This window comes from Oleiagrimonas soli (assembly GCF_000761445.1).
In the GTDB taxonomy this organism is placed as follows: Bacteria; Pseudomonadota; Gammaproteobacteria; order Xanthomonadales; family Rhodanobacteraceae; genus Oleiagrimonas; species Oleiagrimonas soli.
Map to the genome: position 1 here is coordinate 2,305,922 of NZ_KN196470.1, position 24,969 is coordinate 2,330,890.

Sequence of the window (24,969 nt, forward strand, 5' to 3'; positions counted from 1 at the left end):
CCGTGAGGATTACGGCGTGGTGGCGGTGTATGCCGTCGGAATCTTCGCCTTCGGCCGCGCCACCCGGTACATCTGCCAGGCGATCTCCTTGTGCAGCCACTCGCGATCGCCGCCCTTGGCGTACAGGTCGAAGTGCGTCTTGCCCGGAATGAAGTCGAACGAGGACTTCGCGCCCACGCTGTCGAGCACCGCCTTCAGCTTGTGCGCGGCGCCATCGAGATAGAACGTGTCGGCCGTGCCCACGAACAGATGGATCTTGCCGTCGAGGTACGGCTTCAGCTTCGGCCACTGCGTCTTGATGCGGTACGCGATGTCGTAGTGGTCGCGCCAGTAGTCGACCACCTTCGGGTTCACGTCGCCGGTGGCGCGGTCGAACATCGGCTGCGGACGGCCGTCCTTGCCCTTCGGCGAGAACACCCACTCGAAGGACGCCATCTGGCCGCCGTAAGGGCCGAGCACGCGCTCGAGCTGGGCGAACTGCTGGAAGGTGGCGATCACCTTGCCCTTGTCGCGCACCAGCGGCCACGGCGAGCCGTCCGGCTTGCGGTAGACGTTGGCGTGCGGTGCGTACAGGTCCGGGCCGGTGAAGTCATGGAAATCGCTCGGATCGGGCGAGGTCGACCAAGTGCCGCCGAAAATCTTCGGATAGCGCACCTGCAGCCACAGCGTGGCCCAGCCGCCGGACGAATGACCGGTCAGGAAGCGGCCGCTGGGCCGGGCGTCCATGCGGTATGTCGATTCCAGCTTCGGCATCAGCTCGGTGGTCAGCGCCGTGCCCCACGGGCCGTTGTTGACCGAATCGGCGAACTCGTGCGTGCCGGTCGGGCTGGATTCGTCCAGGAACACCCAGATCATCGGCGGCGTCTTGCCTTCGGACATCAGCTTCCAGGTCGACGCGGCGTTGAAGGTCAGCGAGGCGTGGTTGGCGCTGAAACCGTGCGTGAAATACACCGTCGGATAGCGCTGCCCCTTGTGCTCGGCGTAGCCCGGCGGCAGCAGCACCCAGCCGCGCATGTGGATGGGGCGGCCCCAGAACGCGGTCAGCGCGGGGCTGACGAAATCGATCTCGTGGGTATGTCCCTTGGCCGCATCTAGCGCGGGCTGGATACGCGCACGCGCAGCCTCCGGCACGCGCGAGGAAAGTTTCCAGGGCTGCATGCGCTCGGTCAGTTCGCGTGTCAGGGTCAGATCCGGCGTCGCCGCATCCGCACCGCCCAGACGCACGGTCACGACCTTGCTGACCAGATCGCCGGTGCCACGACCGCCGTAGTTGTAGTTGTGATTGACGTCCAGCACCGCCTGCACGGCGTACTCGCCCGGCGTCAGCTTCGAGAACGGCTGCGGGAAGCTGACGCTATCAGCGTCCATCAGCACCGCGCCGCCGGGGGCGAGATGCGGCACTTCCAACGCCGCCACCGCGGTCTGCGTCGGCGAGAACGGGCTGGTGTCGACCTCCTCGACCGGACCGCCCTGGGCCGCGGCCTGGGCGTCCTTCAGCGGCATGGCGAAGATCAGCAGGCGACCGGAGGCCGGCTGCTTGAACGTGCTGCCGAGGGCGACGCGCACCATCTGGGCATGGGCGATGGGCGCGGCAGGCTTGGCTGCGACCGGAGACAACACCAGCGCACACAGCGCCGGCACCGCGAACGTGCGGATCATTCGTAACATGGCAGGCTCCCTGATGAACCCATCCATTGTGGACCGCGCCGCGCGCGCGTGCACACATCCGAAAGTCATGGTTCGCACCCCGTCCCCGGGCACCCGCCGGGGCGGTAGACTGGGCCTCCTGCCGCCGCACGTGATCGCCATGCGCCGCCTGCTGCCCCTGCTCCTGCTAATCGCCGCTGTCTGGGGCTTCGTGTCCTGGCGCGGCGTGCATGCGCCTGCTCCAAGCGTGACCGGAGCGTCTGCGCCGACGACCGCCGCGCCGCGCGCCCTGCCCGCCTTCCTGCCGCCCGAAGCCCGCGACACCCTCGACGCCATCCAGCGCGGCGGTCCGTTCCCGTATCGCCAGGACGGCACCGTGTTCGGCAATCGCGAACGCCTGCTGCCGGATCGCCCGCGCGGCTATTACCATGAATACACCGTACCCACGCCGGGAGTGGGCACGCGCGGCGCGCGCCGCATCGTGACGGGCGGCAACCCGCCCGACATCTACTACTACACCGACGACCACTACCGCAGTTTCCGCTCTTTCCAGGTGCATCCGTGAACATGCAAGCCGCCAGCGTCGACCTCGACGATCCCGAGCAGTCGGGCGTCTACCTCGTCACCGACGAGGACCTGCATCAGGTCGCCGAGGCCGAACACGCCGAAGACATCTGCGTGCGCCACGTGTCCCTGCGCGCCTGCACGGACAAGGCGTCCCTGTTCGCGGCGCTGGCGCGCGCGCTGGACTTCCCGCCCGACTTCGGCCGCAACTGGGACGCGCTGGCCGACAGCCTGAGCGACCTGTCCTGGCTGCCCGCGCAGGGCTACGTGCTGCTGCTGGACGAAGCGCAGGCGCTGCACGACGCCGACCCGCGCGATTTCGACGTCCTGCTCGACATCCTCGACGAGACAGCCGCGAGCTGGTCGCAGGCGCGCATCCCGTTCTTCTGCTTCGTCGCCCTGTCGCCGGAAGGTGCGACCGACGCAGCGTCCACGGCGAGCGCGACGGAGCGCGAAGACTTCCACCTGCGCGGCGAATACATCGAACTGAACCAACTGCTCAAGCTGGTCGGCGTATGCGAAAGCGGCGGTGCCGGCAAGGCGCTGGTCGCCAGCGGTGCGGTGCGCGTGGACGGTCAGGTCGAACTGCGCAAGACCTGCAAAATTCGCGTGGGCCAGCGCGTCAGCGTGAACGGCCTCGACATCCACGTCCGGCCGGACCCGGAGGAAGGCCGCTAAGCGGCGTTCGGCGCGCTCCACGCGCACCCGCGGTCTTCGAGTACGGCCCTGCGTATCGTGCTTCAGGTGCGACGCCGGTCCGAATGCCCGATACCGGATTCGCTACACTGCACGAGCCGCCAGTCGCCCCCATCCGCCAGGCAAGGAGTGTGCATATGCTGTTGATCGGTCGCGAATCTTTGCAATCCGTAGCCTCGCAGTTGAAGCAAGCACTCTACAACCACGATCAATGGCACAAGGACATCATCCGCACGATCGTGTGCGGACTGAACCACGATCAGCGCGATGTGGCGCCCGACGCCCACATGCAATGCCGCTTCGGTCAGTGGTACTACAGCGACGTCACCCGCGAGCTGCGCGAACACCAGGCCTTCGCGGCGATGGAATTCGAGCACAAGCGGATGCACCAGATCGCCACGCGCATGCTGCAGGAAATCGATCTCGGACGCCGCATCGAAGTGACCGAATACGACAACTTCGCCAGCGCGCTGGACCGTCTGCGTCTGGAGCTGATGTCGCTGAATCGCGAAATCGACGAATCGCTCTACCGCATCGACACGCTGACCGGCGCCGAAAACCGCACTGGCATGCTGGCGACGTTGCGTGAAATGCAGGCGCTGATCCGCCGCATGCCGCAATCATGCACGCTGGCCATGCTGGACCTAGACCATTTCAAGAACGTCAACGACACTTACGGTCATCTCGTCGGTGACGAAGTGCTGGCCGGCTCGGTACGGGTGATCCGTGGAATTCTGCGTCCATACGACCGCATCTTCCGATTCGGCGGCGAGGAATTCCTTATCGTCCTGCCCTACACCGACATCACTTCGGGATGGGAGATCACCGAACGCTTGCGCAAGGAACTGGCCGATACCGTATTGACCACGGCCAATGCGGCCGAGGTCAAGGTGACGACTTCCATCGGCCTGGCAGAACTGGACGCCACGCTCAACGTCGAATTGAGCATCGACCGTGCCGACCAAGCGATGTTCGCCGCCAAGAAGGCCGGACGCAACCGCATCTGCACGTGGGATGCCTCCATGGAGCCGGCCACGGACCTGCCGCAGCGCCCGGTGGATAACTGACGGAGGAGAGCGCTCCGGCGGAGCCGGCAGGGCCCCGCCGCGCGCATCCCCGCGACGCGATCAGGACGCGCCGTTCGGGCGGCCCAACCGGCTGACCCACATGTACAAGGCGACCAGCACGGCGATGAAAGCCGCGCCGCCGACCCACACCGAGGCATGCTCGAAGCCGGGGCCGACCAGCGCCAGCGGGCGGTCGTCGCCGGAGAACACCACGATGGCGGCGATCACCACGCCGATGATGCTCTCGCCGACGATCAGGCCCGAGGACATGAGCACGCCCAATTGCTTGGTCGCCACCGGTTTCGGCCCGCGCGCCGCGCGGCGGTCGAAATACCAGCCGACGAACGCGCCGACCACGATCATCAGGGTGATCTCCGAGGGCAGGTAGATGCCCAGACCGACGGCCAATGGCGGCAGGCGCGCGGAAGTGCCTTTCAGGCCCAGCAACTCGTCGACGACGATGATCGCCGCGCCGATGCCGGCGCCGGTCCAGATCAGGCTCCACTCGATATTGTGCTGCAGCACGCCCTGCGCCAGCGCCGAGATCAGTCCGGCCTGCGGCGCCGCGAGCGCGTCCTTGGTGGCGTTGGCCGCGCCGACGAAACCGTAGGCCTCGTTGAGCATGTTCATCACGAACGGAATGATCAGCGCGCCGGCGATCACGCCGATCACCAGCGCCACCTGCTGCTTCCACGGCGTGGCATCGACCAGTTGGCCGGTCTTGAGGTCCTGCAGGTTGTCGTTGGCGATGGTCGCGCCGGCGAACACCACCGACGAGGCGAACAGCGCGAACGCCACCAGCGCCTTGCCCGCCTCCGGCGGCAGACTCGACTGCACGCTCAGCGCCAGCAGCACCGAGGCGATGACGATCACCAGGATGCCGATACCCGACAGCGGGCTGTTGGAAGAGCCCACCAGGCCGGCCATGTAGCCGCAGACCGCAGCCACGAAGAAGCTCATCAGCGCCACGAACACGACGCCGCCGATGACCAGCAGCCACATGTGCGAACCCAGGCCCGCACCGACGCTGAAATCGCCCAGCAGCCAGGCGATGGGCAACATGCACACCAGCGTCACCAGCGCCACGATGCCGATCGGCAGATCGTGTTCGGTACGCGGCAGACTACCGCCCTGCCCGCTCTTGCGCAGCTTGGTCGAGCGCATGGCGTCAGCCAGCCCGCTGTAGACCGGCTTGACCAGCTTCAGCAGCGTCCAGATCGCCGCCGCGGCGATGGTTCCGGCGCCGAGGAAACGCACCTTCTGTCCGAAGGCCGCACCGGCGATGTCGGCGGCCGAACCGGTGGCGTGCGCCAGCAGCGTGTAGTGCGGCACCGCCCAGCCCCAGGCGATCAGCGTGCCCAGCAGCATCGACACGCCGACCCACAGACCGACCAGATGACCGACCGCGAGCAGCGCGAACGACAAACTGAAATCGAAGCCGGTGGCCGCGCCGCGGCTGCCGACGTGAAAATAGGCGCTGACGTCCTTGGCGAAGATCTTGGTCGCCTCGACCACGGCGAAACCCGCCGACACCAGCGCACCGACCACCACGGCGCGGAAGCCGGAACGGGCCACCTCGACCGCATCGGGATCGGCGTCGGCGCTGCGGTGGCTGTCACCGACCTTCAGCACCTCGGCGCAGGCCACGCCCTCCGGATAGGGCAGATTGGAATTGGTCACCAGCGCGCGGCGCAGTGGAATCGAGTACATCACGCCGAGGATGCCGCCCAGCCCGCAGATCGCCGCGGTCTCCCAGTACGGGAAACCGGCCCACCAGCCGACGATGACCATGCCCGGCAACACGAAGATGATGGCCGAGAGGCAGCCCGCCGCTGAGGCGATGGTCTGCACGATGTTGTTTTCCTGGATCGTGGCGTCGCTGACCTTGCGCAGCAGCGCCATCGAGATCACCGCCGCCGGAATCGAGGTGGCGAAGGTCAGACCCGCTTCGAGACCGAAATAGACATTGGCCGCGGTAAACACCAGCGTGATCAGCACGCCGATGATCACGCCGCGGACGGTCAGCTCGGTTTGCGGCGCCAGTGCGCCGTGGCCGGTGGTATTCACGAATGCATCTCCCCGTGCGGATACTTCGCCTGATCGTTCCACGGATGCATGCGAAGCCGCAAGCCGCGCGCGCTGCGATGTCTGCGCATGGATCGCGGCATCGCGTCAGGGCTTGGTGCGCGGGGGAACCAGCGTCAGTCGCTTTGTGTCCTGCTGCGCGTCGCGACGTAGCAACTCGCTCAGCTCGTCGGCCTGGATCGGTCGCGAATACAGATACCCCTGACCTTCCTCGCAACCGGCGAGGCGCAGGAAGTCGTGCTGCGCCTCGGTCTCCACGCCCTCAGCAATGACCGCCAAGCCGAGGCTGCGCGCCATCACCAGCATGGCCTGCACGATGCTGGCGTCCTCGGCGCTGTCCGGCAGACCGTCGACGAAGGAGCGGTCGATCTTCAGGTAGGCCACCGCCGGCAACTTGAGGTACGCCAGCGAGGAGTAGCCGGTGCCGAAATCGTCGATGGCGATGGCCACGCCGAGTCCGTGCAGCGCGCTCATGGTCTGCCGCGTGGCCTCGCCCAGATGCAGGATGGTGCTCTCGGTGATCTCCAGCATGATCTGCTGCGGATCGACGGCATTGCGCTCGATAGTGGTGGTCAGCTGCTGCACGAAGTCGGGATGCGAGAACCAGCCTGCGGAGATGTTCACCGCGATGCGACGGATCTTCAGGCCGCTGCGTTTCCATTGCGCGATCTGCCGACACACGCCGTCGAGCACCCACTCGTCGATGTGGCGAATCAGGCCCAGCGTCTCGGCCATCGGCACGAACTCGCTGGGCATGATGTAGCCGCGTTCCGGATGGTGCCAGCGCAACAGCGCCTCGGCGCCGAGCAGACCGCTGTCGGCGAACGCGATGCTGGGCTGGTAGAGCAACTGGAACTGGTTCTCCTGCAACGCGCGGCGCAGATCGGTGAGCAGCAGCAGGCGGCGGTTGGCGTCGGCGCGCATGCGCGGCGTGTAGAAGCGGAAGGTGTTGCGCTCCTCCTGCTTGGCGCTGTACATGGCCGCGTCGGCGTTGGTCAGCAGCGTGGTCGCATCGTAGCCGTCCAGCGGGAACGAGGCGATGCCGATGCTGGCGCTGAGCACGATGTCGTAGCCATCCACGACCATCGGCTGCGACAGCGTCTCGATCAGCTGACGCGCGAACCAGTTGATGTCCTCGCGCGCCTTGAGATGCCCGACCAGCACCGTGAACTCGTCACCGCCAATGCGGCTGGCCACCGCGCCGGCCGGCAAATGACGGTGGATGCGCTCGGCGACTACCGTCAGCAGCTTGTCGCCGATGGCATGGCTGTAGCTGTCGTTGACCAGCTTGAAATTGTCCAGATCGACGAACACCACCACCACGGTTTCGTGCTTGCGCTCGGCGACCAGCAGCATCTCCGCGACCCGGCGCTCGAACTCGGCGCGATTGACCAGGCCGGTGAGTGCATCGTGCGTGGCCAGATACTGCAGATGGCGCTGGCCCGCCTTGCTGTCGGTGATGTCGGTGCATACCGCGACGTAGTGCTCGATCTGGCCATCGGCATTGCGGATCGCGCTGATGCTGAGCATCTCCGGATACACGCTGCCGTCGCGACGCCGGCACTGCACTTCGCCGTTCCAGTGACCGTCCTTCGCCACCGCGTCCCACACGGTCTCCGGCAACGGCTGCCCGTCGGGCATGCGGCGGGGTTCGTCGAAGCGCATGCCTTCGACTTCCAGCGTGCTGTAGCCGGTCAGGCGTTGATGCGCGGCGTTCACGGTCAGAATCCGGCGCGAGGCGTCGGTGATGATGACGCCCTCGGCGACGCTGGCCATCGCCTCGGAAGCGATGCGACGCTCGCGGGCCATGTCGACGCGTTCGGTGATGTCGCGGAGAATCGCCTGGCGCACCTTGCGGACGCCCCAGTCGACCACGTTGCTGGACATCTCCACCGGACGCGTGCCGCCGTCGACATGACGCAGATCGCTGACGTGACGGTCGCGCCGGTGCCGTCGATCGTGTTCCGCGAACAGTTCCAGGAACGGCCGTCCGCGCAATTGGTCCTCGCTGAGCCCGGTCCACAGCGAAGCCATGCGGTTGGCCTGCAGAATGTCGCCGCTGACGTCCTCGACCATCAGGATCGCGTCGGCGGCGCTGTCGAACAGCAGGCGGTAGCGTTCTTCCGTGCCGCGCACGCCAACCAACACGCGCCGCGCCAGCCAAAGCCACAGCAGCACGGCCAGCACGCCGGTGATCGCCAGCACGCCGAACAGCAGTCCGGCCACCCAGGCCGCGCCGCGCGCCATCAGATGCGAGAAGTTGTTGCTGCGCGGTTCGATGTAGGCATTGAGGTCGGCGATGGCCTTACGCTGTTCATGGATGAAGGCCGGCGTCACGTTGCCTTGCGCATAGGCGTTGCGCAACCGCTCCGCGATCACGCCGAGAGCGTCCACGCGGCTGTCCGTGGAGCGCCAGGCTTCGAGCGATTCACGCATGTACGGTGCCTGCGTCAGGTGCCGCATCATGAACAGGATCATCGGAATCGCGCTCGGCATCGCATTGTCTTCGCGAAGCAGACGCGCCACGTGATCGTAGTCGTAATGATCGCGACGCACTTCCTCGCGCGCGAAGCGGAAATGACGAAGCACCGTGTAGTGCTGCTGGAAACTCGCCAACTCCTCGGGGTTGCCGCTCTCGGCGTACGCGTCCAGATCGATCACGGACTGCTTCTGCGACTTCGACCAGATGCTCTCGCCGTTGAGAAAACCGGCGAGAGCAACCTGGATCTTCAGGGCGCCCCAGGACAGGGCCAAGAGCAGCCCCACGACGGCGGCCAGTCCCCATGCCAGTGGCATGAGTCGCCGTATGAGCGGTTGTTGCAAGCTGGCCCGAGCGATTCGCATCGCAGTCCCTGTCTCCCAGCAACGTCCTCAGCATACGACGACCGGCCTGGTCGTGTCTGCCGGTTACGCCGCGGCTTCGTTTGCCGCCTGCGTCGCCTTGCTGGGTTCGACGCAGATATCGGCGAGCACTCTCATACTGACATAGCTACGGCGTACACATTCCGCGATGTGCTCGACATCGTCAACCGACGGATTGCCTCCCATCAGCGTACAGACGATTTCCAGCGCCTCCCAAGGATGGGTGTCGTCGTAGGCGGCGTGCAGTTGCAGCCAGCGCAGACTGCGCGTGCGCGTGGATTCCTCGAAGCTCTCGCGGTACGAGGCGCTGTCGAACAGAATCTGCGACCACTCCCCGGTCGCGCCCTCGACGGCGTAGTTGGTCGCGGCGATGCCGGCCGCCAGCGAATCCTTGCCGGCCGCTTCCTCGCACCAGCGCGCCAGCACGTCGGCGCCGCGCGGAATGCGTCCGTGCAGCACCTCGTCGCGGCCGATGCCGGCGCCTTCGGCCCAGTTCAGCCAGTGCTCGGCATGGTTCTGCTCGACACGGATGTTGCGCACCAGCCAGCGCCGCGCGAGGTTGTCGCCCGCGCTGCGACCGAACTGCGTCTTCAGCAGGCTCATCGACATGTAGCCGGGGAAACGTTCGATGACCGGCCAGATGCCGACCATGAAGTTGCGGGTGGACGTCGATTCCATCGTGCGGTCCCGCATCAGATCCCACAGTTCATGCTCGACGACGCTGCGCTTGGCGTCTTCACACGTGCCCACCATGTCCTGCGTCCACTGCGGATAGCTGCTCAGTTCCGTCAACGACCCGTTGCGTTCGAATTGCGTATTCATGATCAATCTCCATTGTTGGATGAATCCGCACCGACGCATGCCTGCACGTACCGGTGCGGACACGTCCCGACGTCGACGACGTCGCTAGACGCGCGTGCCGGCCTCGATGAACGAGGTACCGGCACAACGCCAGCCTACTCGTCACGGAATACTTTGGCGCATCCGAACGCATTGAATTCCTGATAAAAATTGGGCATGAGCCGCAAGACCCGCACGGACCGCGCCGGTTTTCGGGCGCACTCCGAAGCGCGCTGTAAGTTTTGTCGCGCGTCGCGGGTCATCTGCGATACGTCCCCCGACGAGGCCAGGCCATGATCGTCCACGCTTTCCCCCGCAACGTCCGACGCCTGCTCTGCGCGGTCCTGCTCGCCACGCTGACGGCCTGCGCCCCCACGGCGCCCGCGCGCAGCACGTCATCCGCCGTGCCGCCCCCGCAACTGGATACGCCAGTACCCCGGCACGCCGGCGAGCGCACGGCCGTGTTTGCCGGCGGATGCTTCTGGGGCATGCAATGGGTGTTCGAGCACGTTCGCGGCGTGCAGCGCGTCGAGGCCGGCTATGCAGGCGGTCAGGCGTCCACGGCCCGCTACGGCATCGTCAGCGGCGGCGGCACCGGCCACGCCGAGTCGGTCCGCGTGAGCTACGACCCGTCGCAGGTGAGCTATGGCCAGCTGCTGCGCGTGTACTTCTCGGTCGCCACCGATCCGACCCAGCGCGACCGCCAGGGTCCGGACGTCGGCACGCAATACCGCGGCGTGATCTTCACGGCCGATGTGCAGCAGGCGCGCGTCGCACAAGCCTACGTCCGCCAACTCGATGCCGCCGGCGCGTTCGACCGCCCCATCGTCACCCGCATCCAGCCGCTGACCGGATTCTATCCGGCCGAGGCGTACCACCAGGACTATGCCCGACTACACCCGAACGCGCTGTACATCGCGGTCAACGACGCACCGAAGATCACCCAGCTTCGACAGCAGCTTCCCGCGCTGTACCGCGCGACGCCGGTGACCTATTCGCCGTAAAAAAACGGCCTCCGTCTTCAGGGAACGGAGGCCGCGCAACCGTCGGGGAACGGATCAGCCGTTCGCGATCGCCTGCAGCTGGCTGTAGGCGCCGTTGAACTTGTCCTGATCGCCGGGGAAGGTTCCCGAGTCGGCGTACTGCCAGAACGTGTAGTAGCTCCAGGCGTACGGCAGAGTGCCGACGCTGGACGAGTAACGCGCCACCCACAGCGGGCTGTTGTTGGCGAAGTTGCCGGCCGTGCCGACGCACTGCGTCCACCAGCTGGTGCTGGTGTAGATCACCGGCCAGCGACCGGTACGCGCGTGATACTCGCTGCTGAACGAGGCGATCCAGCTGGCCATGCCGCTCTTGCTCTTGCCGTAGCAGGTCGAGCCGTACGGGTTGTATTCCAGATCGACCGCGCCCGGCAGGGTCTTGCCGTCACCGGACCAACCGCCGCCGTGATTGACGAAGTAGTCGGCCTGCGTGGCGCCGCTGGTGGTGTCCGGACGCGCGAAATGATACGAGCCGCGGATCATGCCCACGTTGTAGGAACCGTTGTACTGCTGGGCGAAATACGGATTGGTGTAGTACGTGCCTTCGGTCGCCTTCACATAGGCGAAACGCGCGCCATTGTTGTACGCGGTGCTCCAGGCGACGTTGCCCTGGTAGCCGCTCACGTCCATGCCGGCGACGGAACCGGTGGCCGCGGCGTACAGGTAACCGTTCACCTGCATCTGCTGCGACGTGCCTTCATGCAGGCGGATCTGCGAACCCATGGCATGCGACTCGGCGGCGATGCGCGCGGCGAGCTTCAGCGGGATCGAGGGGTTCATGTGCGCCAGTTCCTGATTGCTGACGCCCTGCGGCGGATGCAGCGCATCCTGAGCAGGAGCGGCTTGCGCGCCGGCGATGGCGGTGACGCCGGCGATGGCCAGAGCGGCCGCGAGTACGTGCTTGTGCATGAGTACGGACATCGTGTTCTCCTCATGATGGTGTGGAGTAATGAAGTCCGGCAGAAAGGGATTCAACGCGGCCTCCCTGCCGGTCCATGGCCTTGTCGGCAAGACCTTTCCCCCGACGCGATCCCGTCCTGGGATTCGCGTGCGCGCCGTCGGTCCGCATGACCTCTCCGGGTTGACGGTGCCGGCGGCGGTCGGTCGCCAGGCGACCGACAAATCTCATCATGCACGCCGCGGATGATGATGATGTGACACACATCACGCGCATTTCGGTCTTGCTGGATACGTGCATGCCGAATCCTGAACGACCGCGCCGCATGAACGCCGCCCAACCCGCGGCGCGCCGGCCGTCAACGCGCTGCGGGACGCTCCCGTTCATATTCACGTGGGCATGATCCGTATCGCGGACATGCGTCGCGACGGAATGCGCACCGCCTTCCCGATGGGGAAACCGGTCCCGCTCGTGCCGTGTCCTTGCAGATACGGCGTCCGATCCACCACGCAGGAGAAACGCCATGAGACGTCACGCCTGGCTTTTCGCGTTCACGCTTCTACTGGCCCTTCCCGCGGCCGCACAGGCGACCCGCGCCTACGCGGACGTCACCGTCAACATGCGCGCCGGTCCCGACATCGGCTATCCGATCGTCGATCTGATCCCGGGCGGCACGCCGCTGTATGTCCAGGGCTGCACGGACGACTGGGCCTGGTGCGACGTGATCGCCTACGGCCACCGCGGCTGGGTCGCGGGCAACTTCATCCGCTACCCGTACCGGCAGCGCTGGGTACCGATCTACGGCTACGGCGCGATCATCGGCATCCCGGTGGTCCGCTTCGTGATCGGCGATTACTGGCACCGCCACTATCGCCACCGCGCGTTCTACGGCCATCGCGATTACTGGTATGGCTACCACCCGCGTCATCGCGCGCCACCCTACCGCTACCGCCACGCGCCGCCGCGCTTCGTGCATCGCGACCATGACCGCGACCGCTACCGGTATCGCCAGCACGTCGAACGCGAGCACATCGAGCACCGTCGCGTGGAACGCCATCGCGCCGAACAGCGTCGACACGAACGGCAGCGCTTTGAACATCGTCGCGACGAGCACCGCCGGGTCGAGCAGCATCAGGCCCAGACGCGCCGCCGACTCGCACCGACCGTGTTGCATCGCTCCGCCCCCGAGTACCGCGGCGCACGCGCACCGCACCGCAACGATGCGCGCAACCGTGCATCCGCGCAGCGCAACACGCAGTCGTCGCATGGCAGCTCGCGCAATGACAACCACCATCGCGGCAAGAACGATCATCGTCGCGACCGGCACGACCGCGACAAGCGCTGATCGAATGCAGCGTCGCGCGCAATAAAGAAAAAGGGCGGGAAGATTCCCGCCCTTTTTCTTGGCGCACGCCTCTGGCGACTACTCCGCGCGCGCGGTCGGGAACGGGTTGCGCTCCTTGAACTGCGCCTGATGCCAGTACGGATAGGCTTTGGCCGGTTCGCTCGCCGCGTCCAGTCGCGCCACCTGCTCCGGCGTCAGGTTCCAACCCACCGCGCCCAGGTTCTGGCGCAGCTGCGCCTCGTTGCGCGCACCGACGATCACCGTCGCCACGGTCGGACGCTGCAGCAGCCAGTTCAAGGCGATCTGCGGCACGCTCTTGCCGGTTTCCTCGGCAACGGCGTCGAGCGCGTCGACCACGTTGTAGAGGTATTCATCGTCGACCTGCGGCCCGGCGTCGGAAGTCTTGTGCAGACGACTGGTCTCCGGCAGCGGCTGGCCCCGGCGAATCTTACCGGTCAGGCGGCCCCAGCCCAGCGGACTCCACACCACCGCGCCGACGCCCTGGTCCTGCGCCAGCGGCATCAGCTCCCACTCGTAGTCGCGGCCGATCAGCGAATAGTAGGCCTGATGCGCGACATAGCGCGACAGGTTGTGACGCTCGGAGACCGCCAGCGACTTCATCAGATGCCAGCCGGAAAAATTGGAGCAGCCGATGTAACGGATCTTGCCGGCGCGGACCAGATCGTCGAGCGCGGTGAGGGTTTCCTCGACCGGCGTCATCGCATCGAAGCCGTGCAGCTGGAACAGGTCGATGCGGTCGGTCTGTAGGCGCTTGAGCGCCTTGTCCACGGCGTCGATCAGGTGGAACCGCGAGGAGCCGACGTCGTTCGGACCATCGCCGCTGCGGAAGGTGGCCTTGGTCGAGATCAGCACCTCGTCGCGACGCCCTTTCAGCGCCTCGCCCAGCACTTCCTCCGAACGGCCCGCGGAGTAGATGTCGGCGCTGTCGAACAGGTTGACGCCGGCTTCCAGGCAGATGTCGATCAGACGCCGCGCCTCGTCGACATCGGTGCGACCCCAGGCTTCAAAGAATTCGCCCTTGCCGCCGAACGTACCGGTGCCGAAGCTGAGAACGGGAACGCGCAGGCCGGAACGGCCCAGTTGTCGGTATTCCATGGTGCACTCCTCGATCGAGTGTGAGTGTGAATGTGGGAAACGGTCCAGATCGGGCCGCCTGCTTTCCCTGCGTGCGGACGCGCAGAGAAATTTCAATCGGCGCACCGACACCCTCGCCACGAAGATCCAGCCAGTCCGCGAAACGCCGACACGGCGGCGCGCACCGGCAAACGCAGGGCAACGCACATGAAAAAGTCATGCAAGTGATGCACTTGCTGTCATCCTTCGAGCGCAAAGCGCGTTGTATATGTCCCACCTCCGGCTCACATTGATCGCCTGGAACGATGACAGTCATGCAAAATCGGCAGGAGTCCATCATGGGTTCACGCTCGCGGGTACATCGCATCGCACCCTGGTTCGCGGCGACGCTCGCGATCGTCATCGCGATGACGACGGCTGCATCGGCATCGTCGTCCTGTCTTCAGGCGCACGCGACATCGCCGGTCGTGCAGCGCGATCTCGCCTACGGACCGCAGCCCGGTCAGCGCCTGGACGTGTACCGGCCTCGGCACGCCCGTCATGCGCCGATCCTGCTGATGGTGCACGGCGGCGGCTGGCGGCGCGGCGACAAGGCGATGCGCGCCTTCGTCGACGGCAAGGTCGCGCACTGGACGGCGGCGGGCGCGATCGTGGTCTCGACCAACTACCGCATGCAGGCGCCGATCGACCCGCAACGCGAGGCGGAGGACGTGGCGCGCGCGCTGGCCTACGTGCAGCGCGAGGCGCGCGCCTGGGGCGGCGACCCGCATCGCATCGTGCTGCTGGGACACTCGGCCGGCGCGCATCTGGTCGTCCTGTTGAGCGCCGCGCCCGACATCGCCGAAGCGCAGGGCGCCAAGCCGTGGGCCGGCACCGTGGCGCTGGACAGCGCGGCCTACGACCTGGTGACGCTGATGCGCGCGCCGCACCTGCGGCTCTACGACCGCGCGTTCGGCAAGGACCCGGCGCTGTGGCGCGCGATGTCGCCGACGCTACGTCTGCACCGGACCACGCCGCCGATGCTGTTGGTCTGCTCGACCAGGCGATCCATCTCCTGCGCACAGACCCGCGCCTTCGCGCAGCGTGCCGCGGCGCTCGGCAGCCGCGTCCACGTACTGCCCGTGGACCTGACGCACCGGGCGCTCAACCGCGATCTCGGCGGCGACAACGGCTACACCGGTCAGGTCGATGCGGCCATGCGATCGCTGGGGCTACCCGTCGCGGCCTGCGCCGTCGCCCCGCCCGACTCCGCGAATCAGGTACGCAACCGGTAGCCGGTGCGGAAGATCCAGGCGATCGTCGCCAGGCAGATCGCCAGGAACAGCACGATCATGCCCAGACTCAGTCCCACGCTCACGTCGGCCAGTCCGTAGAAGCTCCAGCGGAAACCGCTGACCAGGTAGACCACCGGGTTGAACAGCGTCACCTTCTGCCACAGCGGCGGCAGCATGTGGATCGAGTAGAAACTGCCGCCGAGGAAGGTCAGCGGCGTGACGATCAGCAGCGGCACCAGCTGCAGCTTCTCGAAGTTGTCGGCCCAGATGCCGATGATGAAACCGAGCAGGCTGAAGGTCGCCGCGGTGAGGAACATGAACAGCAGCATCCACAGCGGATGCTCGATCCGCAGCGGCACGAACAGTGCCGCCGTCGCCAGGATGATGATCCCGAGCATGATCGACTTGGTCGCCGCCGCGCCGGCGTAGCTCAGCACGATCTCCAGGTACGACACCGGCGCCGACAGAATCTCGTAGATGGTGCCGGTGAATTTCGGGAAGTAGATGCCGAACGAGGCATTGGACACGCTCTGCGTGAGCAGGTTGAGCATGATCAGGCCCGGCACGATAAACGCGCCGTAGCTGACGCCGTCGACCTCGGTGATGCGCGAGCCGATGGCCGAGCCGAACACCACGAAATACAGCGACGTGGAAATCACCGGCGCGACGATGCTCTGCAGCAGCGTGCGACGGGTGCGGGCCATCTCGAAACGGTAGATGGCGGCGATCGCGCGCAGATTCATTGGCTGCTCCTCACCAGGTTGACGAAGATTTCCTCCAGCGAGCTCTGCTTGGTGCTGAGATCGCGGAACGTGATGCCCGCCGCGCTCAGCTCACGCAGCAGACCGGTGATGCCGGTACGTTCGCCCTGGGCGTCGTAGGTGTAGACCAGCTCGCGGCCGTCGGCCGCCAGCGTCAGGCGATGCGATGCCAATGTTTCGGGGACGCGTTGCAGCGGCTCGGACAACTGCAGGATCAGGCGCTTCTCGCCGAGCTTGCGCATCAGCTCGGCGGTGTCCTCGACCAGCATGATGCGGCCCTTGTTGATCACGCCCACGCGGTCGGCCATCTGCTCGGCCTCCTCGATGTAGTGCGTGGTCAGGATGATGGTGACGCCGCGTTCGCGCAGTCCGCGCACGACCTCCCACATGTCGCGGCGCAGTTCCACGTCGACGCCGGCGGTGGGCTCGTCGAGGAACAGGATTTCCGGCTCGTGCGAGAGCGCCTTGGCGATCATCACGCGCCGCTTCATGCCGCCGGACAGCATCATGATCTTGCTGTCCTTCTTGTCCCACAGCGACAGGTCGCGCAGCAGCTTCTCGATGTAGGCCGGGTTCTTCGCCTTGCCGAACAGGCCGCGGCTGAAGCTGACCGTGTTCCACACCGTCTCGAAGGCGTCGGTGGTCAGTTCCTGCGGCACCAGGCCGATCTTCTCGCGCGCCGCGCGGTATTCGCGGGTCACGTCGTGGCCATCGGCGGTGACCGTGCCGCGGCTGGGATTGACGATGCCGCAGACAATGCTGATGAGGGTGGTCTTGCCGGCGCCGTTGGGCCCCAGCAAAGCGAACAATTCGCCCTTGCGGATGTCCAGATCGACATCCTGCAGGGCCGTGAAACCGCCGGCGTAGGTCTTGCCGAGGCCGCGTACGCGCACCGCGACGCCGGGCGCTGCCGCTTCGGCGGCAAGGGGCGACGAAGTCTGCATCCGAACACTTTCCGTGAAGGGGAAAACGCAATCCTACACGTCGCGGTACAGAAATTGTACCGGAGGCATGGCAGATGGCCCGGGGACTGCTATCTTCGGCGCTTCGCTCCTCGCCGCCGCCGCCATGACCGACACCCCGACCGCTCCCGCCGCCGCGCCGCCGCGCAGCTTCCGCTACTACGACCTGATGGTCGGCGGCATGGTCGCCGTGCTGCTCAGCGCCAACCTGATCGGCCCGGCCAAGGTCGGCATCGTCACCCTGCCCCTGCTGGGCGCGGTGAGCTTCGGCGCCGGCAATCTGTTCTTCCCCTTCAGCTACATCTTCGGCGACGTGCTGACCGAGGTATACGGCTACTCGCGCGCCCGCCGCGCGATCTGGGCGGGCTTCGGCGGCCTGGCCTTCGCCACGCTGATGACCTGGGCCATCCTGGCCATTCCCGCCAGCCCAGGCGAACCGTTCAACCGCACGCTGCAGCCGGCGCTGGAGATCGTGTTCGGCAACACCGGCCGCATCGTCGCGGCCTCGATGCTGGCCTACTGGCTGGGCGATTTCGCCAATTCCTACGTGATGGCGAAGATGAAGATCTGGACCGAGGGCCGTCATCTGTGGACGCGCACCATCGGCTCGACCATCGTCGGCCAGGGCGTCGACAGCCTGACGTTCTACCCGGTAGCGTTCCTCGGCCTCTGGGAAGGCCAGACGCTGATCAAGGTGATCGTCTTCAACTGGGTGATGAAGGTCGCGGTAGAAGTGGTGTTCACGCCGCTGACCTACGCCGTGGTCGGCTTCCTCAAGCGCCGCGAAGGCGTGGACGCCTACGACCGTGGCACCCACTTCACGCCGTTCAGTCTGCGCGACGAAGGGCAGCTCGAGTCGCTGCGGCGCGACTGAACGCGCGACCGCGTCCCTATCGAAGCGCCGGATCGGTATCCGGCACGGCGGACGCGCCCGGCGAGCGCGCTGCACCACGCGAGGCGCACGCTCCGCGACACGCACCGGAAACATGAACGGCATGCCGTAAATCCGCCTCGCTGCGGCATTTTTTATGCTAGCTTCGGCTCGTGCTCGTCCGAACTTTCTGCGCAAAGGAATCGTGTTCGTGACAGACATGAAGCCCCGGACTGCGGGCGTGCGGCTGCTCGTCGCTTCGACGGTCTATCTGATGCTGGCGATCGCCATGATCGCCTGGTCGCAGACGGCCAAGTACGTGGCCGAAGCCTGGTTCGCCAATGCCCTGTTCGTCGCGCTGCTGCTGCGCGAGTATCTACGGTCGCTGCCCGCGACGCTGATCGCCGGTCTCGTCGCGGCCACGCTCGCGAACCTGATCATGGGTACGCCCGTACTCGCGTCGCTCGGCTACGGCGCCGCCAACATGGTGGAAGTCGCCGTCGCCGTGCTGCTGTGCCGTCAATTCGGCCTCCGGCTCGGCAGCGCGCTGGGCGACCGTTTTTTCCTGCTCGGCATCGCCGCGACCATGATGCTGGCGCCAATGGCCGGAGCCGCGGTTGGCGCTTCCGTGGTGCATCTGTACTTTCACGCCCCGTGGACACCGACCTTCGGGCGCTGGTGGCTGGGCGACGCAGTCGGCATGTTGGTGCTGCTGCCGCCCCTGCTGGCCTACGACGGCGCCCGCCTGCGCCGACTCGCGATTGGCGACCGCGCGACACTGTTCTGGCTGACACTGACCCTGTCCCTGCTGGTCACGCTGCTGGCCGTGACGCGACTCACCAGCCCGTTCGTGGTGTGGTCGATCCCGTTGCTGTTCGTGGCCTACCGACTCGGCATGCTCGGCACCACCCTGGCCTGCAGCCTCAACATCGCGGCGGTGTTCGTCCTGGCCACCGCGCAGGCCCGCGGATGGATCCACGCCGCGGTCGGCATCGAGCATCTGGACGAGGCCGAATTGATCTTCTTCTCGGCCCTGGCGGTAACCGGCCCGCTGCTGATGAGCGTGATTCTCGCCCAGCGCAAACGCATCACGCACCGCCTGGAAGACACCTCGACTCGCCTGCAGATCGTCGCCGACAACATTCCCGGTCTGATCGGGCAACTCGACAACGACTGTCGCTACCGCTACGTCAACATGCGCTACCTGGAGTGGTATGACCTGCGCGAAGCCGACGTCATCGGCAAGACGCCGACGGACATCTTCGGACCGGAGACCGCCGAACGCCTGGCGCCGCGCATCCAGCGCGTGCTGCAAGGCGAAGCGCAGCAGTTCGAGATCACCATGCCGACCGGCCAGCGGCTGGACGTGCGCTACACGCCGCTGATCCAGGGCGACCGCATCGACGGTTTCTTCGTGCTGGCGCACGACATCACCAACCGCAAGGAACTGGAAGCGCGCCTGCGCGAGATCACCGACAACGTGCCGGCACTGATCGCCTACCTCGACGACCAACTCGTGTACCGCTTCGCCAACGGTCGCTACCTGCAGATGTGGGGACTGGACCCGACCGAGGTCATCGGCCGTCCCGCTGCCGACGTCGCCGGTCCGTACTACAGCCAGTTCCTGCGCCCGAAGCAGCAGGAATGCCTGACCGGCAAGCGCGCCAACGTGGAGATCGAGCGCGCCGGCCGCACCTTCGAGCTGACCTACATTCCGCACATCGTCGACGGCACGGTCCGCGGCATGTACAAGCTCGGCGTCGACGTCACGGAGCGCAAGCGAGCCGAGGCCGAGCTGTTCGAGGCCATGGACCGCGCGCACATGATGCTCGAATCCATCGGCGACGCCGTGATCGCCTGCGACACGCGCATGCGCGTGACGATGATGAACCCGATCGCCATCGACATGACCGGCTGGGAAGAAAAGGAAGCGCTCGGAAAATCCTTCGCCGAAGTCGTGCAGCTGATCGACATCGAATCCGGCGAAGCGCCGCTCAATCCGCTCGAAGTCGCTATCCGCGAAAACCGCATCGTCGCCCTGCAGGCCAACAGTGCGCTGCGCCGCCGCGACGGCCTGGAGACGCCGATCGAGGATTCGGCCTCGCCGATCCACGATCGCAACGGCGAGGTGGTCGGCGGCATCATGGTCTTTCACGACGTCAGCGAATCGCGCGCGATGGCGCTGAAGATGTCGCATCTGGCGCAACACGACTACCTGACCGACCTGCCCAATCGCGTACTGCTGCAGGATCGTCTGTCGCATGCGCTGGCCAGCCTGCGCCCGGGCATGCAAGGAGCACTGCTGTTCATCGATCTGGATCACTTCAAGAACATCAATGATTCGCTGGGCCATCTGGCCGGCGATCATGTGCTGCGCGAGGTGGCCCGGCGGCTGCGCAGTTCGGTGCGCAGCGACGACACGGTCAGCCGTCAGGGCGGCGACGAATTCGTCATCCTGCTGAACCGGCTCGGCGACCCACGCGACGCGGCGCGCCTCGCCGAAAAGGCGATCGGCGCCATCGAGCAGATCATCCCGTTCGAGGATCGCGAACTGCACATCTCCGGCAGCGTGGGCATTGCCATGTTCCCGCAGGACTCGACCGACACGCGCACGCTGATGAAGCAGGCCGACACCGCGCTGTACCACGCCAAGCAGACCGGCCGCGCGCGCTACAGCTATTTCACGCAGACCATGAGCGAGAAGGCCGAGGAACGGCTGGCCATCGAACACTCGCTGCGTCACGCGCTGCAGAACAACATGCTGAACATCGTCTACCAGCCCAAGGTGCGATGGCCGGAAGGCAACGTGATCGGCGCCGAGGCGCTGGTGCGCTGGACGCGCGACGATGGCAGCGCCGTGTCGCCCAACGTCTTCATCGAACTGGCCGAGGAAGTCGGCCTGATCACGCAGATCGACGAATGGGTCATGCGCGAGGTCTGCCGGCTGATCGCGACATGGCTCAAGCGCGGCCAGCGCGTGGTGCCGGTTTCGGTCAACGTGTCGCTGGCGCACATAGACAACGAGCGCCTGCTCGAATACACCCGCGAAACGCTCAGAGAAACCGGCATCCCCGCCAAGTACCTGGAGATCGAGTTCACCGAAAGCCAGATGTTCCTGCACCGGGACCAGGCCGTGGAGCTGCTGCGGCAACTCAAGAAACTCGGCGTGCGCCTGGCCGTGGACGACTTCGGCACCGGCTACTCCAATCTCAGTTATCTGGCGCAGTATCGCTTCGACACACTGAAGATCGACCGCGAGTTCGTGCGCGGCCTGTCGGGGGACCAGCGCAAGTACGCCATCGTTCAGGCCATCATCGCGATGTCGCAGGCCCTCGGTTTCGGCATGATCGCCGAGGGCGTGGAAACGCCCGACGAAGCAGCCATGCTGCTGCAACACGGCTGCATCGACATGCAGGGTTATCTGTTCAGCAAACCGGTACCGCCCGAGGATTTCCTTGTACTGCTGCGCGACGGGCTGGCCGACGCCAAGAACCGGTTCGAGCTGCGCATGGCGGGAGATTCGTACTGACGCACCTGCGATGTCTCGCTCATGCGGACCGCCGTCAGGACGCTCTGCGCAAGGCCCAGAAACCGATCTCGCGTCGTTGGCGGAAACCCATGCGCAGATAGAGATCGCGTGCGCGCTCATTGTCCTGGCTGACGTGCAGATAGGGCGTCCATCCGCGCTGCAGATGATCGTTGACCAGGAACGCAATCAGCTGCCGCGCATAGCCGCGCCCCGTGTACGCCGGATCAGTGCACACCGCGCTGATCTCTCTCGCGCGCTCCGCGCCGAGGCGCTCGCCCGCCATCGCCGCCAGACGACCGTCGCGGTAGATGCCGAAGTAGCGACCCAGTTCCGTCGTGCGCTCGCGGAAGTAATGCGGGTAGACCCGCGCGACCAGTTCCAGCACATCGGCGCGATGGCGCGCGTCGAGCTCGATGATCTCCGGTCCGTCGAGCGTCGGCAACGGCGCGTCACAAACCATTTGCGCCAGCGGCCGGAACGTCTCGAAAGACCACGCCGCCGACAGCCGCGGTGCGACGCCGAGCAGCAGCCAGGTCGAATCGGGTTCCACCAGCGCATCGAGCGCGGACTCGATCTTTGCCGCGTCGGCGTCAGCGTGCGCCACGCCCAGGAACGGCGCATACGCCGCCGGATAACGCCGCACGTCGCCCTCGCCCTCGCCCACGGCGAGCGCGCGATGCCAGCTCGTCAGCGAAGACCAGAACGGATTGTCGAGCGCCTCGTCGTGCATGCGGGGATTCGCGTTCGGACAAGCGATGCAGTCTACGCCAAAGCCGCGTCCGCAGGCCGACCGTTCCGCACCTGCGTGTACGCGGCGCGCCACCGGTGGTCGACTCGGGGAGCACCCGAAGACGGAGCATGCCGGCGGAGCAAGTGCAACGCACACGGACGCGGCGCACCTGGGTCGATTCGACGAGTGATCGCTGCCGCACTTGTGCAAGGTCCGCTCACCCGGCGAAGCTTGGACGCACGCACTCCCGTCCCCATCTTCGAGATCTCCCCGTCGTCCTATGAGGTCCGCCATGTCCGACTACCGCAAGACGCCCGAAGCCCTGGCCCGCCTGACGCCCGAGCAGTACCACGTGACTCAGGAATCGGGCACCGAGCGTCCGTTCAGCAACGCCTTCCACGACCACAAGGAAGCCGGGCTGTACGTCGACATCGTCTCCGGCGAACCGCTGTTCACTTCCATGGACAAGTTCGACAGCGGCTGCGGCTGGCCCAGCTTCACGCGCCCGGTGGAGAGCGACAACGTGATCGAACGCCGCGACACCACGCACGGCATGATTCGCACCGAAGTGCGCTCGGGACACGGCGACAGCCACCTCGGCCACGTGTTCCCGGACGGCCCCGCCGATCAAGGGGGGCTGCGCTATTGCATCAACTCCGCCGCGCTGCGTTTCATTCCCGTCGACCAGCTGGAAAGCGAGGGCTACGGCGACTACCGCAGACTGTTCGACAACAACCACGAGGAAAACGCGTCATGACGACCGAACGCGCCCTGCTCGCCGGCGGCTGCTTCTGGGGCATGCAGGAACTGATCCGCAAACAGCCCGGCGTGATCGCCACCCGTGTCGGCTACACCGGCGGCGACGTGCCCAACGCCACCTACCGCCACCACGGCAGTCACGCCGAGGCCATCGAGATCCTGTTCGACCCGGCCGCGACCAGCTACCGCCGCATGCTGGAATTCTTCTTCCAGATTCACGATCCGACCACGCCGAACCGCCAGGGCAACGACGTCGGCGCCAGCTACCGCTCGGCGATCTTCTACGCCGACGAGACACAGAAGCGCATCGCCGAGGACACCATCGCCGATGTCGAGGCGTCCGGTCTGTGGCCCGGCAAGGTCGTGACCGAAGTGGCCCCCGCCGGCGATTTCTGGGAGGCCGAACCGGAACATCAGGACTACCTGCAGCACTACCCGACCGGCTACACCTGCCACTTCATCCGGCCCGATTGGGTATTGCCGAAACGCAACGAGAACGCCGGCTGACCGGCGCTCCGCCTGTTCGCATCACGCCGCCGCTCGGTCGCGAAGTGCGCGGCGTCCTGGCGGCGTCATGCCTTGCGCACGAATTCCGACTTCAGTTTCATCGCGCCAATGCCGTCGATACGGCAATCGATGTTGTGGTCGCCCTCGACCAGACGGATGTTCTTGACCCGGGTGCCGACCTTGACCACCGAGGAGGAACCCTTGATCTTCAGATCCTTGATCACGCTCACCGTGTCGCCGTCCTGCAGGGCGTTGCCATGGGCGTCGACCACCTTCAGGCCTTCGTCCCCGGCGTCCTCGACGGCATCTTTCGACCATTCGTGCGCGCACTCCGGGCACACATACATGTGACCGTCCTCGTAGGTGTATTCGGAACCGCATTGGGGGCAAAGGGGCAACATGCTCATCGGGAGAACCGGTCCTTTTCGTCGACAGGGAAAGAAACAAGCAACATCGCAGTTCGCGATGGCCTGCGGGAATCCTCCCATGATCGCATCGCCGCGAAGCGGCTGCGAGCCGGCACGCCGACACACTGCGTCTCGGCATTCCGGCGCTGTTCGTGCACCCCAACCGCACGAACAGCGCGGCTGCACGGGTCATCGCGCAAGAGCCGGTCGCGTGGACGGAAAGGACGCGTGATAGCATCGCTGTCCCCATGCTGGGCATCTATCCATGACCGATCCACTGATCGCCTGCGTTCTCGGCGGCACCGCACCTGGCGCGCGCGTGGAACTGCACGATATTGCCTTCGCCGTCGGCCCGTCTCTGGAAGCCGTCTATCCGCAACTGCTGGACAGCTGGTTCGGCCATGCCCACGGCCTGCACGTGGACGCCTGGACCGTGCTCGACCGCGTCGAGGGTTACCGCGTGCGCCTGGAGCGAACGCCCGCCGACAACGGCCTGCACCTGTACTTCGTCAACATCGGCGGCTACCGCAAAGGCGAATTCGGCGAACGCCATGCCTGGGGATTCTTCGGCGCGCACAGCAAGAGCGAAGCCAAAGAGCGCGCCAAGCAGTCCCTGCTGCAGGGACACGAGCTGCCGCACAAGGACGACCTGTACGACGTCGACGACTGCCTGCAGGTCGGCCGCATCCAGGGCTGGCACGTGCACCTCGAACCCGACGCCGAGGCGCACACCGCGCCGGTGACCAACGGCTACTTTCCGTTGCCATCCGCAGTTGTGCGCGAATGGCTCGCCCGCCGCGACGCCCGCGAAACGCCGACAAGCCCCTGAGCTTCAGCGCGGCAACGGACCCGGCCACGACCGCAACTCGGCAACATCTCGCCGAGACGCGCACATCCGCGCGCATCCATGCCGAATGAGCGCTTTCCGGCACCGAACGCATGGATTCATGCGCGAAATCCGATCGCTCGCCCGTCGCCGAGGCCAAGGTCGCCGCGGTTTCGTCATGCCCGCAACACCGTCCCGCCGCAC

General features: G+C 66.1%; 21 protein-coding genes and 1 pseudogene. 12 read left to right on the forward strand and 10 right to left on the reverse strand.

Annotation, left to right across the window (positions count from 1 at the left end; translation table 11 throughout):
• Window positions 1–9: 9 nt before the first annotated feature.
• Window positions 10–1,668 carry an alpha/beta hydrolase gene (locus LF63_RS10210; protein ID WP_152569310.1) on the reverse strand — a complete coding sequence of 553 codons (1,659 nt, stop codon included), beginning with the start codon at window positions 1,666–1,668 and terminating at the stop codon, window positions 10–12.
• Window positions 1,669–1,807: 139 nt separating this feature from the next.
• Here LF63_RS10210 and LF63_RS10215 point away from each other — a divergent pair, with 139 nt between their 5' ends.
• From LF63_RS10215 to LF63_RS10225, 4 genes and pseudogenes are all read left to right on the forward strand, one after another.
• Window positions 1,808–2,212: a guanyl-specific ribonuclease gene (locus tag LF63_RS10215; protein WP_043101540.1), complete on the forward strand. Its 405-nt coding sequence runs from the start codon at window positions 1,808–1,810 to the stop codon at window positions 2,210–2,212.
• A gap of 2 nt (window positions 2,213–2,214) precedes the next feature.
• Window positions 2,215–2,595 (forward strand): annotated as a pseudogene (locus LF63_RS10220) (barstar family protein); the annotation flags it as partial.
• Window positions 2,596–2,610: 15 nt separating this feature from the next.
• A complete protein-coding gene (locus LF63_RS15565; RefSeq protein WP_081945267.1) occupies window positions 2,611–2,889 on the forward strand; it encodes an RNA-binding S4 domain-containing protein in 279 nt (92 codons plus the stop codon).
• Between the two features lie 155 nt (window positions 2,890–3,044).
• A complete protein-coding gene (locus tag LF63_RS10225; protein ID WP_052394942.1) occupies window positions 3,045–3,974 on the forward strand; it encodes a diguanylate cyclase in 930 nt (309 codons plus the stop codon).
• A 60-nt stretch (window positions 3,975–4,034) separates the two neighbouring features.
• Here LF63_RS10225 and LF63_RS10230 read toward each other — a convergent pair whose 3' ends face one another.
• The 3 genes from LF63_RS10230 to LF63_RS10240 all read right to left on the reverse strand — a co-directional run bounded on the left by LF63_RS10230 (window position 4,035) and on the right by LF63_RS10240 (window position 9,743).
• The gene (locus LF63_RS10230) at window positions 4,035–6,041 is read right to left on the reverse strand and encodes an OPT family oligopeptide transporter (protein WP_052394944.1); all 2,007 of its coding nucleotides are present in this window, start codon (window positions 6,039–6,041) and stop codon (window positions 4,035–4,037) included.
• A gap of 105 nt (window positions 6,042–6,146) precedes the next feature.
• Entirely contained in the window at window positions 6,147–8,855 is a 2,709-nt protein-coding gene (locus tag LF63_RS10235; RefSeq protein WP_043101541.1) for a putative bifunctional diguanylate cyclase/phosphodiesterase, read from the reverse strand.
• A 111-nt stretch (window positions 8,856–8,966) separates the two neighbouring features.
• The gene (locus LF63_RS10240) at window positions 8,967–9,743 is read right to left on the reverse strand and encodes an iron-containing redox enzyme family protein (RefSeq protein ID WP_043101542.1); all 777 of its coding nucleotides are present in this window, start codon (window positions 9,741–9,743) and stop codon (window positions 8,967–8,969) included.
• 311 nt (window positions 9,744–10,054) lie between these two features.
• Between LF63_RS10240 and msrA (LF63_RS10245) the strand changes: the two genes are divergently transcribed.
• Window positions 10,055–10,765 (forward strand): peptide-methionine (S)-S-oxide reductase MsrA, encoded by a 711-nt coding sequence (msrA, locus tag LF63_RS10245; protein WP_052394946.1) that lies wholly within the window; start codon window positions 10,055–10,057, stop codon window positions 10,763–10,765.
• A gap of 54 nt (window positions 10,766–10,819) precedes the next feature.
• Here the strand turns inward: msrA (LF63_RS10245) and LF63_RS10250 are convergent, their stop codons facing one another.
• Complete coding sequence (locus tag LF63_RS10250; protein ID WP_043101544.1) at window positions 10,820–11,722, reverse strand: lysozyme; 903 nt, start codon at window positions 11,720–11,722, stop codon at window positions 10,820–10,822.
• A gap of 500 nt (window positions 11,723–12,222) precedes the next feature.
• On the opposite strand from LF63_RS10250, the gene LF63_RS10255 reads away from it, so the two are divergent.
• Entirely contained in the window at window positions 12,223–13,044 is an 822-nt protein-coding gene (locus LF63_RS10255) for an SH3 domain-containing protein (RefSeq protein ID WP_052394948.1), read from the forward strand.
• Window positions 13,045–13,122: 78 nt separating this feature from the next.
• Here LF63_RS10255 and LF63_RS10260 read toward each other — a convergent pair whose 3' ends face one another.
• The gene (locus tag LF63_RS10260; protein ID WP_043101546.1) at window positions 13,123–14,160 is read right to left on the reverse strand and encodes an aldo/keto reductase; all 1,038 of its coding nucleotides are present in this window, start codon (window positions 14,158–14,160) and stop codon (window positions 13,123–13,125) included.
• 317 nt (window positions 14,161–14,477) lie between these two features.
• Between LF63_RS10260 and LF63_RS10265 the strand changes: the two genes are divergently transcribed.
• On the forward strand, window positions 14,478–15,413 hold the full coding sequence (locus LF63_RS10265; RefSeq protein WP_152569311.1) for an alpha/beta hydrolase: 936 nt from the start codon (window positions 14,478–14,480) through the stop codon (window positions 15,411–15,413).
• Here the strand turns inward: LF63_RS10265 and LF63_RS10270 are convergent.
• Window positions 15,395–16,156 (reverse strand): ABC transporter permease, encoded by a 762-nt coding sequence (locus LF63_RS10270; RefSeq protein ID WP_043101547.1) that lies wholly within the window; start codon window positions 16,154–16,156, stop codon window positions 15,395–15,397. The two genes, LF63_RS10265 and LF63_RS10270, sit on opposite strands and share 19 nt — an antisense overlap.
• On the reverse strand, window positions 16,153–17,118 hold the full coding sequence (locus LF63_RS10275; protein ID WP_052394950.1) for an ABC transporter ATP-binding protein: 966 nt from the start codon (window positions 17,116–17,118) through the stop codon (window positions 16,153–16,155). Before LF63_RS10275 ends, LF63_RS10270 begins: the two co-directional genes overlap by 4 nt.
• A 124-nt stretch (window positions 17,119–17,242) precedes the next feature.
• On the opposite strand from LF63_RS10275, the gene LF63_RS10280 reads away from it, so the two are divergent.
• Window positions 17,243–18,010: a queuosine precursor transporter gene (locus LF63_RS10280; RefSeq protein ID WP_043101549.1), complete on the forward strand. Its 768-nt coding sequence runs from the start codon at window positions 17,243–17,245 to the stop codon at window positions 18,008–18,010.
• Between the two features lie 217 nt (window positions 18,011–18,227).
• Entirely contained in the window at window positions 18,228–21,536 is a 3,309-nt protein-coding gene (locus LF63_RS16375) for a bifunctional diguanylate cyclase/phosphodiesterase (protein ID WP_052394951.1), read from the forward strand.
• Between the two features lie 34 nt (window positions 21,537–21,570).
• Here the strand turns inward: LF63_RS16375 and LF63_RS10290 are convergent, their stop codons facing one another.
• Window positions 21,571–22,266, reverse strand: coding sequence for a GNAT family N-acetyltransferase (locus LF63_RS10290; protein ID WP_043101551.1), 696 nt, complete (start codon window positions 22,264–22,266; stop codon window positions 21,571–21,573).
• 292 nt (window positions 22,267–22,558) lie between these two features.
• Here LF63_RS10290 and msrB point away from each other — a divergent pair, with 292 nt between their 5' ends.
• Together msrB and msrA (LF63_RS10300) are read left to right on the forward strand one after the other, a co-directional pair.
• The gene (msrB, locus tag LF63_RS10295; RefSeq protein ID WP_043101554.1) at window positions 22,559–23,023 is read left to right on the forward strand and encodes a peptide-methionine (R)-S-oxide reductase MsrB; all 465 of its coding nucleotides are present in this window, start codon (window positions 22,559–22,561) and stop codon (window positions 23,021–23,023) included.
• Window positions 23,020–23,532, forward strand: coding sequence for a peptide-methionine (S)-S-oxide reductase MsrA (gene msrA, locus LF63_RS10300; protein WP_043101556.1), 513 nt, complete (start codon window positions 23,020–23,022; stop codon window positions 23,530–23,532). Before msrB ends, msrA (LF63_RS10300) begins: the two co-directional genes overlap by 4 nt.
• Before the next feature lie 65 nt (window positions 23,533–23,597).
• Here the strand turns inward: msrA (LF63_RS10300) and LF63_RS10305 are convergent, their stop codons facing one another.
• Window positions 23,598–23,939 (reverse strand): zinc ribbon domain-containing protein YjdM, encoded by a 342-nt coding sequence (locus LF63_RS10305; protein WP_043101558.1) that lies wholly within the window; start codon window positions 23,937–23,939, stop codon window positions 23,598–23,600.
• 265 nt (window positions 23,940–24,204) lie between these two features.
• On the opposite strand from LF63_RS10305, the gene LF63_RS10310 reads away from it, so the two are divergent.
• On the forward strand, window positions 24,205–24,768 hold the full coding sequence (locus LF63_RS10310; RefSeq protein ID WP_052394953.1) for a DUF1543 domain-containing protein: 564 nt from the start codon (window positions 24,205–24,207) through the stop codon (window positions 24,766–24,768).
• Window positions 24,769–24,969: the final 201 nt, after the last annotated feature.

Bases quoted from the DNA above. Each gene is read 5' to 3' on its own strand.
- msrA (WP_052394946.1), top strand. From the start codon at position 10,055: ATGATCGTCCACGCTTTCCCCCGCAACGTCCGACGCCTGCTCTGCGCG.
- LF63_RS10235 (WP_043101541.1), bottom strand. From the start codon at position 8,855: ATGCCACTGGCATGGGGACTGGCCGCCGTCGTGGGGCTGCTCTTGGCC.
- LF63_RS10290 (WP_043101551.1), bottom strand. From the start codon at position 22,266: ATGCACGACGAGGCGCTCGACAATCCGTTCTGGTCTTCGCTGACGAGC.
- LF63_RS10265 (WP_152569311.1), top strand. From the start codon at position 14,478: ATGGGTTCACGCTCGCGGGTACATCGCATCGCACCCTGGTTCGCGGCG.
- LF63_RS10260 (WP_043101546.1), bottom strand. From the start codon at position 14,160: ATGGAATACCGACAACTGGGCCGTTCCGGCCTGCGCGTTCCCGTTCTC.
- LF63_RS10275 (WP_052394950.1), bottom strand. From the start codon at position 17,118: ATGCAGACTTCGTCGCCCCTTGCCGCCGAAGCGGCAGCGCCCGGCGTC.
- LF63_RS10215 (WP_043101540.1), top strand. From the start codon at position 1,808: ATGCGCCGCCTGCTGCCCCTGCTCCTGCTAATCGCCGCTGTCTGGGGC.
- LF63_RS10225 (WP_052394942.1), top strand. From the start codon at position 3,045: ATGCTGTTGATCGGTCGCGAATCTTTGCAATCCGTAGCCTCGCAGTTG.
- LF63_RS10240 (WP_043101542.1), bottom strand. From the start codon at position 9,743: ATGAATACGCAATTCGAACGCAACGGGTCGTTGACGGAACTGAGCAGC.
- LF63_RS10305 (WP_043101558.1), bottom strand. From the start codon at position 23,939: ATGAGCATGTTGCCCCTTTGCCCCCAATGCGGTTCCGAATACACCTAC.
- LF63_RS10250 (WP_043101544.1), bottom strand. From the start codon at position 11,722: ATGTCCGTACTCATGCACAAGCACGTACTCGCGGCCGCTCTGGCCATC.
- LF63_RS16375 (WP_052394951.1), top strand. From the start codon at position 18,228: ATGAAGCCCCGGACTGCGGGCGTGCGGCTGCTCGTCGCTTCGACGGTC.
- LF63_RS10270 (WP_043101547.1), bottom strand. From the start codon at position 16,156: ATGAATCTGCGCGCGATCGCCGCCATCTACCGTTTCGAGATGGCCCGC.
- LF63_RS10310 (WP_052394953.1), top strand. From the start codon at position 24,205: ATGACCGATCCACTGATCGCCTGCGTTCTCGGCGGCACCGCACCTGGC.
- LF63_RS10210 (WP_152569310.1), bottom strand. From the start codon at position 1,668: ATGTTACGAATGATCCGCACGTTCGCGGTGCCGGCGCTGTGTGCGCTG.
- msrA (WP_043101556.1), top strand. From the start codon at position 23,020: ATGACGACCGAACGCGCCCTGCTCGCCGGCGGCTGCTTCTGGGGCATG.
- msrB (WP_043101554.1), top strand. From the start codon at position 22,559: ATGTCCGACTACCGCAAGACGCCCGAAGCCCTGGCCCGCCTGACGCCC.
- LF63_RS10255 (WP_052394948.1), top strand. From the start codon at position 12,223: ATGAGACGTCACGCCTGGCTTTTCGCGTTCACGCTTCTACTGGCCCTT.
- LF63_RS10280 (WP_043101549.1), top strand. From the start codon at position 17,243: ATGACCGACACCCCGACCGCTCCCGCCGCCGCGCCGCCGCGCAGCTTC.